The sequence below is a fragment of the Actinospineispora acaciae DSM 45401 genome (genome assembly GCF_000620785.1).
Classification (GTDB): domain Bacteria; phylum Actinomycetota; class Actinomycetes; order Mycobacteriales; family Pseudonocardiaceae; genus Pseudonocardia; species Pseudonocardia acaciae.
On record NZ_JIAI01000002.1, the window covers coordinates 593001 to 606933 of the forward strand.

The 13933-nt window shown below is 71.9% G+C and carries 14 protein-coding genes; 7 read left to right on the plus strand and 7 right to left on the minus strand.

Features of this window, described 5'->3' with window-relative positions; translation table 11 throughout:
• Nucleotides 1-67 precede the first annotated feature (67 nt).
• Genes N912_RS0112450 through N912_RS0112460 form a run of 3 tightly spaced genes read right to left on the minus strand, consistent with a single transcriptional unit; the run spans nucleotide 68 to nucleotide 2641 of the window.
• Nucleotides 68-727 carry a methionine ABC transporter permease gene (locus N912_RS0112450; RefSeq protein WP_028922687.1) on the minus strand — a complete coding sequence of 220 codons (660 nt, stop codon included), beginning with the start codon at nucleotides 725-727 and terminating at the stop codon, nucleotides 68-70.
• Complete coding sequence (locus tag N912_RS0112455) at nucleotides 724-1746, minus strand: methionine ABC transporter ATP-binding protein (RefSeq protein WP_028922688.1); 1023 nt, start codon at nucleotides 1744-1746, stop codon at nucleotides 724-726. Before N912_RS0112455 ends, N912_RS0112450 begins: the two co-directional genes overlap by 4 nt.
• A 4-nt stretch (nucleotides 1747-1750) precedes the next feature.
• Complete coding sequence (locus N912_RS0112460) at nucleotides 1751-2641, minus strand: MetQ/NlpA family ABC transporter substrate-binding protein (protein WP_028922689.1); 891 nt, start codon at nucleotides 2639-2641, stop codon at nucleotides 1751-1753.
• 797 nt (nucleotides 2642-3438) lie between these two features.
• Between N912_RS0112460 and N912_RS0112465 the strand changes: the two genes are divergently transcribed.
• Together N912_RS0112465 and N912_RS0112470 are read left to right on the plus strand one after the other, a co-directional pair.
• Nucleotides 3439-3618, plus strand: a complete 180-nt coding sequence (locus N912_RS0112465; RefSeq protein ID WP_156993465.1) for a hypothetical protein — start codon at nucleotides 3439-3441, stop codon at nucleotides 3616-3618.
• A gap of 49 nt (nucleotides 3619-3667) precedes the next feature.
• The gene (locus N912_RS0112470; RefSeq protein ID WP_028922691.1) at nucleotides 3668-4609 is read left to right on the plus strand and encodes an NAD(P)-dependent oxidoreductase; all 942 of its coding nucleotides are present in this window, start codon (nucleotides 3668-3670) and stop codon (nucleotides 4607-4609) included.
• A 17-nt stretch (nucleotides 4610-4626) separates the two neighbouring features.
• On the opposite strand, the gene N912_RS0112475 is transcribed toward N912_RS0112470, so the two are convergent.
• A complete protein-coding gene (locus N912_RS0112475; protein WP_037064267.1) occupies nucleotides 4627-5838 on the minus strand; it encodes an MFS transporter in 1212 nt (403 codons plus the stop codon).
• Nucleotides 5835-6281 (minus strand): nitroreductase family deazaflavin-dependent oxidoreductase, encoded by a 447-nt coding sequence (locus tag N912_RS0112480; RefSeq protein WP_028922693.1) that lies wholly within the window; start codon nucleotides 6279-6281, stop codon nucleotides 5835-5837. Before N912_RS0112480 ends, N912_RS0112475 begins: the two co-directional genes overlap by 4 nt.
• 134 nt (nucleotides 6282-6415) lie before the next feature.
• Here N912_RS0112480 and N912_RS0112485 point away from each other — a divergent pair, with 134 nt between their 5' ends.
• Nucleotides 6416-7120, plus strand: coding sequence for a TetR/AcrR family transcriptional regulator (locus N912_RS0112485; protein ID WP_028922694.1), 705 nt, complete (start codon nucleotides 6416-6418; stop codon nucleotides 7118-7120).
• A 12-nt stretch (nucleotides 7121-7132) separates the two neighbouring features.
• Here the strand turns inward: N912_RS0112485 and N912_RS0112490 are convergent, their stop codons facing one another.
• Complete coding sequence (locus tag N912_RS0112490; RefSeq protein WP_051580286.1) at nucleotides 7133-8272, minus strand: ROK family transcriptional regulator; 1140 nt, start codon at nucleotides 8270-8272, stop codon at nucleotides 7133-7135.
• 170 nt (nucleotides 8273-8442) lie between these two features.
• Here N912_RS0112490 and N912_RS0112495 point away from each other — a divergent pair, with 170 nt between their 5' ends.
• The 4 genes from N912_RS0112495 to N912_RS0112510 are packed head-to-tail and all read left to right on the plus strand — an operon-like array spanning nucleotide 8443 to nucleotide 12444.
• Nucleotides 8443-9525 (plus strand): sugar ABC transporter substrate-binding protein, encoded by a 1083-nt coding sequence (locus tag N912_RS0112495; protein ID WP_211261220.1) that lies wholly within the window; start codon nucleotides 8443-8445, stop codon nucleotides 9523-9525.
• Nucleotides 9522-10310 (plus strand): ATP-binding cassette domain-containing protein, encoded by a 789-nt coding sequence (locus N912_RS0112500; protein WP_084210835.1) that lies wholly within the window; start codon nucleotides 9522-9524, stop codon nucleotides 10308-10310. The genes N912_RS0112495 and N912_RS0112500 overlap by 4 nt, the downstream gene beginning before the upstream one ends.
• Before the next feature lie 26 nt (nucleotides 10311-10336).
• Nucleotides 10337-11548, plus strand: coding sequence for a sugar ABC transporter permease (locus N912_RS0112505; protein WP_211261221.1), 1212 nt, complete (start codon nucleotides 10337-10339; stop codon nucleotides 11546-11548).
• The gene (locus N912_RS0112510) at nucleotides 11545-12444 is read left to right on the plus strand and encodes an ROK family protein (protein WP_028922699.1); all 900 of its coding nucleotides are present in this window, start codon (nucleotides 11545-11547) and stop codon (nucleotides 12442-12444) included. Before N912_RS0112505 ends, N912_RS0112510 begins: the two co-directional genes overlap by 4 nt.
• Before the next feature lie 76 nt (nucleotides 12445-12520).
• Here the strand turns inward: N912_RS0112510 and N912_RS0112515 are convergent, their stop codons facing one another.
• Nucleotides 12521-13924: an MFS transporter gene (locus N912_RS0112515; protein ID WP_211261222.1), complete on the minus strand. Its 1404-nt coding sequence runs from the start codon at nucleotides 13922-13924 to the stop codon at nucleotides 12521-12523.
• Nucleotides 13925-13933: the final 9 nt, after the last annotated feature.

Here is a 13933-nt window from a genome sequence, read left to right on the forward strand (position 1 = left end):
ACTAGGCTTGTAACAAGGTTACAAGACGAGTGTAACACTGTAATGCGGCCTCGCGTTGGGAAGCGGCTCAGCGGTGCAGGGCCTTGCGGGCCAGCCAGTTGCCGAGGAACTGGGCGGCCTGCACGATCACGATGATCACGACCACGGTGACCAGCGTGACCGGCCAGTTGAACTGCTGGTATCCGTAGGTGATGGCGAAGTTGCCCAGCCCGCCGCCACCCACGTAGCCGGCCATCGCGGACATGTCCACCACCGCGACGAAGATGAACGTGTAGCCCAGCACCAGCGGTCCGAGCGCCTCCGGGATCAGCACGGTGAGGATGATCCGAGGCTTGCTCGCGCCCATCGCCCGCGCCGCCTCGATCACGCCCGGGTCGATGGCGATCAGGTTCTGCTCCACCACCCGCCCGATCACGAAGCTGGCCATCGCCGACATCGGGAACACCACCGACTGCGTCCCGATGGTGGTGCCCATGACGAGCAGCGTGAGCGGCCCGACCGCGGTGATGAAGATGATGAACGGGATCGGTCGGATGATGTTGACCAGCACGTTGAGCAGGTGGAACACCACCGGGTTGCGCAGCAGCCCTCCCGGGCGGGTGGCGTAGAGCAGCACCCCGATGAGCAGCCCGAGCACACCGGCGATGACCATCGTCCAGGCCACCATGTAGATCGTCTGCTGGAACGACAACAGCAGCACCGGGGAGAGCTGGTCCCAGTTGTTCATGGCAGCTCCTCAACGGACGCGAGCTGATCCAGCTCGGCGATCAGCGCGTCCACCGAGGCGTCCTCGCCGACCAGCTCGTAGGTGATGCTGCCGAACGGCTTCTCGGCCAGCTCGCCGATGCCGCCGTAGATGATCGTGCTCCGCACGTTGTGCTCACCGAGCTTGCGGGCCAGGGTGGCCTGGGAGGCGCCGTCGTCGCGGACCGCGACCGTCACGATCCGCCCCGGGAAGCTGTGCCGCAGCCGGCGCAGCGTCTCCGGCGGTGGCCTGTCCCGCAGCACGCTGTGCACGAAACGCCTGGTCGCGGGCTCGCGCGGGCGGGCGAACACGTCGTAGATGGGTCCGTGCTCGATCACCCTGCCGTTCTCCATGACGGCCACCTTGTCGCAGATGGAGCTGACCACGTCCATCTCGTGGGTGATCACCACGACGGTGGTGCCCAGCTCGGTGTTGATCTTCTTGAGCAGGGCCAGCACGTCGCGGGTGGTCTCCGGGTCCAGCGCGCTGGTGGCCTCGTCGGCGAGCAGGATGGTGGGGTCGGTGGCCAGCGCCCGCGCGATGCCGACGCGCTGCTTCTGGCCGCCGGAGAGCTGGTTGGGGTACTGGCGGGCCTGGTCGGCGATGCCGACGAACTCCAGCAGCTCGGCCACCCGGGCCGCCCGCCGCTCGCGCGGCCAACCCGCCACCTTCAGCGGGTAGGCCACGTTCCCGGCGGCGGTGCGCGAGTTGAGCAGGTTGAACTGCTGGAAGATCATGCCGACCTGGGCGCGCAGCCGGCGCAGCTCGCGCTCGGTCAGGCCGGCGACCTCCTTGCCGTCCACCACCACCGTGCCCCGGCTGGGCGTCTCCAGGCCGTTGATCAACCTGACCAGCGTGCTCTTGCCGGCGCCGGAGTAGCCGATGACGCCGACGACCTCGCCGCGCTCCACGTCGAGGTCGACCGAGTCGACGGCGGTGATCACGTTCTTGCCGACCCGGAAGTCCTTCGCGGCGTTGCGGAAGCTGATGACCGGCGGCACCGGACTACCCGACGGTCTTGCGGATGGTGTCCTCCAGCGCCGCCGTGGTGGCCTGCAGGTCCGCCGCGTCGTTGTTCTTGAACACGGTGGTGGCGCCGAGGTCCTTCTTGGCGGCGGCCTCCACCTCGGGGTCGTGGTAGATCTGCACCAGCTTCAGGTAGGTCGGGTTGTTCTTGTCCTGGTCGCGGGCCACGAACACGTTGATGTACGGCTTGGACGCCGCGCTGTTGGGGTCGTCGGTGAAGATCGTGTCGTTCGGGCCGAGCCCGGCGGGCGTCGCGTAGTCGTTGTTGGTCACGGCGCCGTCCACGCTGGGCAGGTTGGCCGCCGTCTGCGCCGCGTCCACCGGGACCACCGTCACCTTGGACGCGGCGGTGTCGATGTCGTTCGGGGTGGACAGCGCGTTCCCGCCGCCCTTGAGGGTGATCAGCTTCGCCGCCTGGAGCACCAGCAGCGCCCTGGCCTGGTTGGTCGGGTCGTTGGGGATCGCGATCTGGCCGCCGGCCGGGACCTCGGCCACCGAGCGGTGCTTGCGCGAGTACAGCGGCAGCGGGTACACGGCGGTGGCGCCGATCGGGCGCAGGGTGTCGTGGTTGCGCACGTTGTAGTTGGCCAGGTACTGCATGTGCTGGAACTCGTTGAGCTGCAGCTGGTTCTGCGAGAGCGCCGGGTTGGGCTGGTTGTAGTCGGTGAAGTTGACCAGCTGGACGTCGATGCCCTGGTCCTTGGCCTTGCGCTGGAAGACCTGCCAGAAGCCCTGCTGGGCGTTCGCCACGCCGATCTTGACGGTGGTCGCCGACGAGCTGGACCCCGGCGCCGAGCAGGCCGCCGAGACCGCCACCGCGATCGCGACGACCGCCAGGAACAGCCCCTTCGGCCGTGATGTCCTCTTCACCGGTTCTCCCTTTCATTCACTGAGGTTCGTACCATCGTGTACCACCGCCATGACACGTGCGGGCAGGCGCGCGCGACGCTGGGCGGTTCGGCAGTGGTGGGCGGCCGGGGTTACCGGCGACAGCGGCCGGACGGACAACACGAGGACGGCGTGCGTGCGGGCGCATCAGCCATGTGGAGAACCCCTCGTGGACGGTGGCCGGTTCGTCACCGTGTTCGGCCGATAGTCGATGGTTTCGGTCAACTATCTCAGGGTCGACGGTAGCAGGGCGCGTTTTGTGGCGTGGTGACCCGCGTGGTGACGGAGACAACAGTCGGTAATCTGATACTTTTCTCGGCGGTTGGGACATGCGCCCGCGAACGACCGATGACGACCTCGCGGCTCGGCGTGACCGGCTCCCCGGGTCACGGCGAGCGCCGGGGTCGATGTCATGGTCGTGACGGATGGGGCGGGTGTGACGCCGCGAGCCGTGTTGATCACGGACGTTTGACCAGCTATATAACAGTGCCTTACGGAGTGCGACGCGTTGATCGCTGAGCGTGATGGGCGTTCGCTCCTGTGATGGATGGGTCGATCGTGACCGGGTGGGCCGATGTGGCGAACCTGTCGGACGGTGTGGAATCCGCACCCGAGTGAGGTAAGGCTTTCCACCCGTGTGGGTGGCCCCGCAACGAGCTGAGGGCACTTATCTTCGACTCACCATGTACCCGAACCGGGACTCGTTCGTCGCGCAGCGACCGGCTCTGGTGATCCGCCCCAGCGGCGCCAGCCGGCGAGCCGGTCGTAGGCTCCGACGGGTGGCGCGCCGCCACGACCGGCTCACGCTGGCCGACCACGTGGCCTACTGGCGGGCCCACCGTTCCGGCCGCCAGTGCACCCGGGGCCGGTCGAGCTTCGCCTTCTCGGTGCACCTGCGGATCGCGCTCGTGGCCGTCTTCCTGCTCGCCGGGCTGACCGCCGGCATGCTGTTCGCCTGATCTGGTTCTTTAGGATCGTCCGCGTACTTCAGCGCGATCCGGAGGTCTGGTGAAGCTTCTCTACCCGACGAACGTGGACGGTCTGCCCGAGGCTCCGGCGGACGTGACGGTGGTCGGCTACGACCCCAGGCTGCCCATCCCGGCCGAGCACCACGACGCCGAGGTGCTGGTGTCCTGGGGGAGCACCACCGAGCTGATGCGGGAGGCCGCCGACCGGCTGACCAAGCTGCGCTGGGTGCAGGGCCTCGCCGCCGGGCCGGACGAGGTGCTCGCCGCAGGCTTCGCGCCGGACGTGGCGATCACCTCCGGGCGTTCCCTGCACGACGACACAGTGGCCGAGCACGCGCTCGCGCTGATCCTCGCCGGGCTGCGCGGGCTGCACCTGCTCGTCGCCGCGCAGCCGGAGCACCGGTGGCGCGCCGACCTGGGCGGCCCGCGCGTCGAGCGCGCCGACGGCCGGCTGGAGACGCTGCACGGGGCGAACGTACTGATCTGGGGGTTCGGCGCGATCGCCGAGACGCTCGCGCCGCTGCTCACCGCGCTCGGCGCCACCGTGACCGGGGTGGCCCGGCGCGCCGGCGAGCGGGCCGGCTACCCGGTGCGCGCCGCCGCCGACCTGCCCGCGCTGCTGCCGGGCACGGACGTGCTGGTGATGATCCTGCCGCACGCCCCGGACACCGCGAACGCGCTGAGCGCCGAGCTGCTCGCGCTGCTGCCCGCCCGCTCCTGGCTGGTCAACGTGGGGCGGGGCAGCACCGTCGACGAGGACGCGCTGGTCGACACCCTGCGCGCGGGCCGGATCGCGGGCGCCGCGCTGGACGTGTTCCGCACCGAGCCGCTGCCCGCCGACTCGCCGCTCTGGACGCTGCCGAACGTGATCATCACCCCGCACACCGCCGGCGGCCGCCCGCGCGGGGCGGCCGCCCTGGTGACCGAGAACCTGGCCGCGTTCCTGGCCGGGCGCCCGCTGCGCAACGCCGTGGACCGCTGAGCCACGCACTGAGCCACTCACCGGGCCGCCGTCCTGCCTCGCGTCCTGACCCACAGCAGCACGGCGCACCCGATGGCGACGGCCAGGCCGGCCGCCGCGACGGCGAAGATCGTGCCCGCCGACGACCCGGTTCCGAGCATGATCCCGGCCACGCTCGGGCCCGCGATCGAACCGGCCTTGCCCAGCGCGGACGCCCACCCGATGCCCGTGGTCCGGTGCTCGGGCGGGTACAGCGACACCGCCATCCCGAGCTGGCCGCTCTGGCTGCCGCTGATCCCGGCGCCGGCCCCGGCGAGCAGGATCAGCAACGCCACGCCGCCGGCGCTCCCGCCCGCCATCGCCACCAGGCACAGCGCGCCGAGCAGCGGCAGCACGACCAGCGTGCGCCCGATGCCCAGCCGCGCGGCCAGCGGGATCACCGCCACCCCGCCCGCGATGGCGCCGAGGTAGACGAACGCCAGCCCCAGCGGCGCCTCGGCGGCGCCGAACCCGAGCTGGCCGAGCAGCACCGGCACCCATGACGTCAGCGCCGTGGACACCAGGAAGGCGAGGAACGCGAACGTCCAGAGCAGCAGCGTGTCCAGCCGCACGGCTCGCTCGAAGAGCTGGGCCACCCGCTCGGTGCGACGGCCTTCGCCCACCACCGGAGCGCGCTCGGCGGGCAGGAACGCCACCAGCAGCAGCGCCGTCGCGCCCGACACCACTCCGGCCGACCAGAACAGCCCCTCGGTGCCGAACATCGTGATCAACTGCTGGCTGGCGACGCCGGCCACCGTGGCGCCGGCCGCGAACCCGAGCGTCACCAGCAACGGCACCACCTGGCGTTGCCGCTTCGAGCTGAAGTCCGTCGCGAACGCCACCCCCGACGGGTACGCCCCGCCGAAACCGAGCCCGGTCACCAGCCGCACCAGTGTCACCGCCTCGACCGAATGCGTGGGCAGCACCATCGCCGTCACCAGCGTGCCCGCCGAGAACAGGACCGAGCTGCCGATCAGCAGCCGCCGCCGGCCGATCCCGCGCGCCGCCCACCCGGACGCGATGTACCCGACGACGACGCCCACGCTCGTGGCCACCAGCGGCAGCGTGAAGGCGGCCGGAACCAGGCCCCAGTCGCCGGCGAGGGCGGGGATCGCCAGTGCCAGCGCGCTGGTGTCGAACCCGTCCATGAAGACCGGGAGGAAGCACAGCGCGACCACGAGCCAGTTCGTCCTGACCGAGTTCTGGATCATGATGCGGTGGTGATCCGGAAGACGGGGTAGCCGGGCGCGATGCGCAGCAGCTCGTCGTCGGAGGCGTCCGGGCCGACCCCGTCGAAGAACACGCCGACCTCGAACTTCCAGCGCCGGAGGTAGGCGCGCAGCAGGTCGGGCTTGTCGGCGTCGGCCAGCTCGACGGCGGTGAACCGTTCCACCCGCCGTCCGACCGCCAGCTCGCCGCCGCCCGCGGCGCGCATGTTGCGCACCCACTGGGTGTGTCCGCGCGGTGCGACCAGGTAGGAGGCGCCGCCGTGGGTGAGCAGGTTGACCGGGGTGCTGCGCCATTCGCCGCTCGTGCGACCGCGTACCCGCAGTACACGCGAGCCCCAGACGCTGACCCCGGCGCGGGTCAGGGCGGCGACGACCGTGTTGAAGATCCTGGTCGAGCGGGACACCTCGAGGTATCGGGCGTTCATGTTCACTGTCATTCTCCCTGTCCGAATGAGAGCACTGCTCTCGATGTAGAGCAGTGAACAGCAACCGGTGCGTCATGTCAAGAGCAGCGCTCTCGTATTTGACTAGCGCTCTCCCACGGGGCATGCTGAGGCGCATGAACGCCGCCCGTACCGCCCGAGAGCGCGCCCGCGCCGAGCTGACCAGGGAGATCGCCGACGAGGCGCGCCGGCAGTTGGCCGAGTCCGGGCCGAACGGGCTGTCGCTGCGCGCGGTGGCCCGGGAGCTCGGCATGGTGTCCTCCGCGCTGTACAGGTACTTCCCGAGCCGCGACGACCTGCTCACGGCGCTGATCCTTGACGCGTACGGCGCGGTCGGGGCCGCCGCGGAGAAGGCCGACCGGTCCGACCTCGACCCGGTCCGGCGCTGGCTGGACGTGTGCGCGGCGGTCCGAGACTGGGCCCGCGCCCATCCGCACGAGTACGCGCTGGTCTACGGCTCGCCGGTGCCCGGCTACCAGGCGCCCCGGTCCACCGTCCCGGAGGCGGCGCGGGTGCCCCTGGTGCTGGTGGGCGTGGTCCGTGACGCCTGGGCGGCCGGTTCGATCACCCCGCCGGCGGACCGCCCCGAGCCCGGCCCGCTGCTGTCCGAGCAGCTGCGCGAGCTGGCCGCGTCGGTCGCGCCCGAGCTGCCCGCCCCGGTGCTGACCTGCGCCCTGATCGCCTGGACGCAGCTCTTCGGCATGATCAGCTTCGAGCTGTTCGGCCAGCTCGTCGGCAGCGTCGACCCGACCGACGAGTTCTTCGCCAACGCCACCGCGCGGATGGCCGAGCTGGTCGGCCTGGCCCCGGTCGCCGCCTAGCCGCCTAGCCGCCTAGCCGGCCTGGGTGCGCCGGTCGAAGACCAGGTCGCGGGCGGTGTCCAGGGCGCGGGCCACGGCGCCCTGCAGCACGCCGCTGTCGCCCAGCTCGCTGGCCACGATGCGCGGGCGCAGCGGGCTCAGCTCGGCGATCCGCCGCGTGATCGCCTCGTCGAACATGTCCAGGTTGCGTCCGACGCCGCCGGCGAGCACCACCAGCTCCGGGTCCAGGATCGCGGTGACCGCCGCGATCAGCGCGCCGATCCTGCGCCCCTCGGCGAGCACGATCTCCCGCGCCTTCGGTTCCCCGGCGGCCGCCGAGGCGAACACCTCCTTGGCCGAGCGGGCGGTCAGCCCGGCGCGGCGTGCGGCCCTGGCCACCCCGCCCGCGGACGCCACCGACTCGGTCATGCCGTGCTGGCGGGAGTCCGGCTCGGTCACGTCGCCGTCGGCGGACGGGAGGAAGCCGACCTCGCCGGCCGCCCCGCTGCCGCCGACGTACAGCTCGCCGTTGATCACGATCCCCATGCCGACGCCGGTGCCGATGGAGACCAGCACGAAGTTGCGCACCCCGCGACCGGCGCCGAACGCCAGCTCGCCGACCGCGGCCAGGTTGATGTCGTTCTCGATCGCGGCCCGGACGCCGAGCGCGGCGTGCAGCTCGTCGACCAGTCCGGCGCGGCCCCAGCCGGGCAGGTTGGGCGCGAGCGAGAGCCGTCCGGTGGCCGGGTCGAGCACGCCGGGGCTGCCGATCACGGCGTAGCTCATCGTCGACCAGTCCACCCCGGCGGAGGCCGCCACCTCGTGCGCCAGCGTGTGCACCCGCCGCACCAGGTCGGCCGACGAGCGCGCGGAGTTGTGCACGTCGGCGCGCCCGATGAACTCCCCGCGCAGGTCGGCGATGGCCAGCCGGATCCAGTCCCGGCCGATGTCCACCCCGGCGACCAGCCCGGCGCGGGCGTTCATGTCGTAGATCGCCGTGGTCGGCCCCGGCCGCCCGGACAGCGAACCGACCAGCTCGACCAGCCCGGCCGCCTCCAGCCCGGCCAGCGCCGAGGACACCGTGGGCTTGGACAGCCCGGTGACCTTGGCCAGCTCGACCCGGGAGGACGGTCCGTGCTCCAGGAAGTGCGCGAGCAACAGCCGCTCGTTCATCGTCCGCAGCAGCTGTGGGTTGCCCCGGAGCGGCCGCCGGCCCCCCACGGCCGGCGGTTGCTCATGCTGGACACCCACCGCGTCAGTAAACTACCTTTCTTACCAACGCTCAATCGGGCGCCCCGCAACTCCGTCCAGAGGGTGAACCCATGCGTCAACGACGACTCGTGATGGCTGTGACGGCCGCGGCGCTCGTGGTGGTGGCCGCCGGTTGTGGCTCCGGGGGCGGTCAGCCGGCCGGCGGCGGTGGCGCCCAGGGGAGCGGCGGCACCTCGGCGACGATCGCGCTGTTCCTGCCGGAGTCCAAGACGACCCGGTACGAGGCGTTCGACAGGCCGCTGTTCGAGGCGAAGGTCAAGCAGCTCTGCGCCGGCTGCAAGGTGCTCTACGCCAACGCCGACCAGGACCCGGCCAAGCAGCAGGGCCAGGTCGAGTCCGCGCTGACCCAGGGCGCGAACGTGCTGGTGCTGGACGCGGTGGACGCCTCGGCGGTGGCGCCGCTGGTCAACCAGGCCAAGCAGAAGAAGGCCCCGGTGGTTGCCTACGACCGGCTGATCTCCGGCATCGGCTACGACTACTACGTCTCGTTCGACAACGTGAAGGTCGGCGAGGTGCAGGGCCAGGCGCTGCTGGACGAGCTGAACCGGCGCGGCACCACCGACAAGGGCCAGATCGTGATGCTCAACGGCGCGCCCACCGACCCGAGCGCCGGGGACTACAAGAAGGGCGCGCACAAGGCGCTGGACGGCAAGGTCAAGATCGGCCGTGAGTTCGACACCCCGGACTGGAGCCCGGACAAGGCCCAGCAGGAGACCGAGCAGGCCATCACCGCGCTGGGCCGGGACTCGGTGATCGGCATCTACGCCGCGAACGACGGCATGGCCAGCGGCGCGGTCACCGCGATCAAGCGCGCCGGCTACCCGACGCCGCCCCCGGTGACCGGCCAGGACGCCGAGCTGACCGCCGTGCAGCGGATCCTCACCGGCGACCAGACCATGACCGTCTACCTGAACATCCGCCAGCAGGCGGAGAAGGCGGCCGAGCTGGCCGTCTCGCTGGCCAAGGGCGAGCGCCCGCCGGCCCCGACGACCTCCAACAACGGCTCGGCGGACATCCCGTCGTTCCTGCTCGACCCGCTGGTGGTGACCAAGTCCAACATCAAGGACACCATCGTCAAGGACAGCTTCTACACGGCCGACCAGATCTGCACGGCGGATGTGGGCTCGGCCTGTGCGCAGGCCGGGCTGCGGTGACCCCCACCGCGACCGACACCGGCCCCACTCCCCAGCCAGCGCCCCGGGCCGAGAAGCAGCCTGTGCTCTCGGTCCGGGGCGCATCCAAGCGCTACGGCGCGGTGCGCGCGCTGGACGGGGTCGACCTCGACGTGCGCGCCGGCGAGGTGGTCGCGCTGGTCGGCGACAACGGCGCGGGCAAGTCGACGCTGGTCAAGGTGGTCTCGGGGGCGCTCACGCCGGACGCGGGGGAGATCCGCTTCGACGGCGAGCCGGTGCGGATCCAGCGCCCGCAGGACGCGCAGGCGCTGGGCATCACCACCGTGTTCCAGGACCTGGCGCTGTGCGAGAACCTGGACGTGGTGGCCAACCTGCACCTGGGCGCCGAGGCGCGCCGGTACGGGGTGCTCGGCGAGATCGGCATGGAGCGGCGGGCCCGCGACCTGCTCGGCTCGCTGGACGTCAGGATCCCGGACGTGCGCACGCCCGTCGCGTCGCTGTCCGGCGGGCAGCGCCAGTCGGTGGCGATCGCGCGCGCCCTGCTCGGCGAGCCGAAGATGGTCATCCTTGACGAGCCCACCGCGGCGCTCGGGGTCGAGCAGACCGCGCAGGTGCTGGAGCTGATCGGGCGGCTGCGCCGGCGCGGGCTCGCGGTGCTGTTGATCTCGCACAACCTGGCCGACGTGCGCGCGGTCAGCGACCGGGTGGTGGTGCTGCGGCTGGGGCGCAACGCGGGCACCTTCGAGACCGCGAAGGCCAGCCAGGAGGACATCGTGGCCGCGATCACCGGGGCAGGCGCCCAATGAGTGGGCCGTCGACGCGCGACGACGTCGTGAGCAAGCCGTCCGTCACACCCGCGCCACCCCCCGCGGAGACGGCCCCGCGCCCCGGCCTGCTGGAGGCCGCCAGGGAACGGCTGCGCCGGGGTGACCTCGGCTCGGTCCCGGTCGCCGTCGGTCTCGTCCTCATCGCCGTCATCTTCTCCTCGCTCAACGAGCACTTCCTCTCCCCGGAGAACCTGACCAACCTGGCCCTGCAGATGGCCGCCACCGGCACCATCGCGCTGGGCGTCGTGCTGGTGCTGCTGCTCGGCGAGATCGACCTGTCGGTGGGCTCGGTGAGCGGGCTGGCCGCGGTGGTGATGACCCTGCTCGCGGTGCGCCAGGGCTGGAGCCCGGTGCTCGCGGTGCTCGGCGCGCTGGTCGTGGCCGCGGCGATCGGCCTGGTGCACGGGCTGATGCGGACCAAGCTGAGCATGCCGTCGTTCGTGGTCACGCTGGCCGGGCTGATCGGCTGGCAGGGCCTGCTGCTCTACCTGCTGGGCAGCCAGGGCACCGTCAACCTCCCGTTCGACCGGGGCGTGGCGCTGCTGTCCGACACCTGGCTGCCGCCGGCGGTCGGCTGGGCGCTGGCGGTGGTGCTGGTCGGGGCGCACCTGGCGGCGACCCTGGTCACCCGGCGGCTGCGGGTACGGGCGGAGCTGTCGGTGTCCTCGCTCGGCTGGGTCGTCGCGCGTTCCGGCGGGCTGGCGGTGCTGCTGGCGGCCGCCGTGCTGGTGCTCAACTCCGACCGGGGCGTCCCGCTCACGCTGGTGATCTTCGGCGGCCTGGTGATCGGGCTGGACCTGGCGTTGCGGCGCACGGTGTGGGGCCGGCGGATGTACGCGGTCGGCGGCAACGCCGAGGCGTCGCGGCGGGCCGGGATCAACGTCACGGCGGTGCGGATCATGGCGTTCGTCGGGGCGTCCGCACTCGCGTCGGTGGGCGGCATGCTGGCGGCGTCGCGGCTGGCGGCGGTGAACCAGAGCTCGGGTGGCAGCGACATCCTGCTGATGGCGATCGCCGCCGCCGTGATCGGCGGCACCAGCCTGTTCGGCGGCCGGGGCCGGGCCTACGCCGCGCTGCTGGGCATCCTGGTGATCCAGTCGATCACGAACGGCATGCTGCTGCTCAACGTGGACTCCTCGGTGCGGTTCATGGTCACCGGCGCGGTGCTCGCGGTCGCCGTCGCGATCGACTCGGTGGCCAGGCGCGAGGCCACGTGACCGAACGCTTCGTGCTGGCGGTGGACTTCGGGGGCACCAAGGCCAGCGTGGCCGCGATGGACGCGGCCGGCCGGACGCTGGCCGCCGAGCGGCTGGCCATGCACCCCGAGCGCGGCGCCGAACAGGCGCTGGTCCGCACCCTGGACACCGCGAAGGCCCTGATCGCCGACGCGGGCGCGGACCGGCTGGCCGCCGCCGGGGTCGCCAGCCCCGGGATCGTCCGCCCGGACGGGGTGCTGCTCGCGCCGAACGTGCCCGGCTGGTCCCGGCTGCGGCTGCAAGAACGGTTCGAGTCCGCGCTCGGGGTGCCCGCGCTGTGCGCCACCGACGTCAAGGCCGCCACCCTGGCCGAGGCCCGCTGGGGGCTGCTGCGCGGCGTGCACACCGGCCTGCACCTGAACCTGGGCACCGGGATCGCGGTCGGCGTGCTGGTCGACGGCGCGGTGCTGACCGGGGCGCACGGCGCCGCCGGCGAGATCGGCTACAACGTCGTCGATCCGGGGGACAGGCTCGGCCCGCACCAGGGTCACGCGCCGCTGGAGGAACGCGTCGGCGGCGGCGGCCTGGGCCGGCGCGGACGTGCATACGGCGGAGACGGCGACGCCGCGTCGGTGTTCGCCCTGGCCGCGACCGACCCGGCGATGCGGGCGTTCCTGGACGAGACGCTCGACGAACTGGCCGTGCACGTCACCAACACCGCGATCCTGGTCGACCCCGAGCGGATCACCGTCGGCGGCGGCCTTGCCGAGTCCTCGGACGTGGTCCTGCCGGCACTGGCGCGCCTGCTGAACCGCGCGGCCCCCTTCCCGCCCGAGCTCATGCTCGCCCGCTTCGCCCAGGACGGCGCGTTGGTCGGCGCCGCCGCCCTCGCCTGGGACGCGCTCGCACGCCGGTAAACCCCGAGGTCAAGACCCGTGAGTGGTTAGCGTTGCTATGACAACGCTAACCACTCACGGCCTCTGACCAGCGGTTTCACGGGCGGTGCAGCCGTACGACGGCGGCCGCGCCGAGTGCGAGCAGGCAGGCGATCGTCAGGTAGGCGGTGTGGTAGCCGTCCAGTCGGGCCGCCGGGCCGTCACCCGGGCCGCCGCCGGCGATGGCGACCAGCGCCGCCACGCCGACGCCGGCGCCCACCTGTTGGGCGGTGATGTTGAACGCACCGGCCACGCCGTGCCGGTCGGGGGCCACCCCGGTCAGGGACGCGGCGGTGAGCGCGGTGTACGCCAATCCCTGGCCGACGGACATGACGACGATTCCCGGCAACAAATACGTCCAGTACGACCCGGCCAGCGGCGTCCGTATCCAGCTGACAATTCCGACGGCCATCAGGACCAGGCCGACGACCAGCACACGGCGTTGACCGAACCGGTTCATCACCCGCCCGGCAACGGTGGACCCGACGGCAACGAGGACGCTCATCGGCAACACCGCAAGACCCGACCACAATGCCGAGAAACCGAGAATGCCCTGCATGTACAGCGGCGCGAAGAACAGGAACCCGTTGAGCGCGAAGAAGAACAGCCCGCCGGAGAGGGTGGCCGCGCGCACCGGCCCCGAGCGCAGGATCCCCACCGGGAACAATGGCTCGGGCGCGCGCCGCTCCCATGCCACGAAGCCGGCCGCCAGCACCACGAACGCCACCGCCGCCCCGGTGCCCGCCTGGCTCACCGCGACGCTCACGGCCACAATCGCCGAGGTCACCAGGACCGCCCCCGGTACATCCAGCGCCAGCACCCGCGCCCGCCCGGCCGCCGGACCCGGCAGCACGAAACGCACCGCGACCAGCACCAACACGCCCATCGCCGCACTGGCACCGAACACCGAGCTCCAGCCGAACGCGCTGGTGAGGACCCCGCCCAGCACCAGCCCGACGCCGAAGCTGGCGGCCCCGACGGTGGTGTAGACGCCCAACGCCCGGTTCCGCGCCGGCCCTTCCGGGAACGTCTGGGACAGCAGCGCGATGGCCGAGGGCACCGAGACCGCCGCGCCGACGCCCTGCACCGCCCTGGCCGCGATGAGCACCCATGCCGTCGACGCGACGGAAGCGGCCAACGCGCCGGCGGTGAATATCCCCACCCCGAACGCCAACACCAGCCTGCGGCTGTAGACGTCGGCCAGCCGGCCGCCGAAAAGCAGAAACCCCGCGAAGGCGATTCCGTAACCGGTGGTCGTCCATTGCAGCAATGCGTCGTCCATGCCCAGTGAACGCCCGATCGCGGGCAATGCCGGATTCACCACCGCCACGCTGCCGATATCGAGGGCCACCGTCGCGGCGAGGACTGTCAATGCCGCCCAGAGTCGGGGGGAGAACGAGGTCACCGCGTCACACTCGCGGCGCGCGGCCGGCTTAGCCAGCGCCCAACCGTGCCCGGTCACCCCGTGACT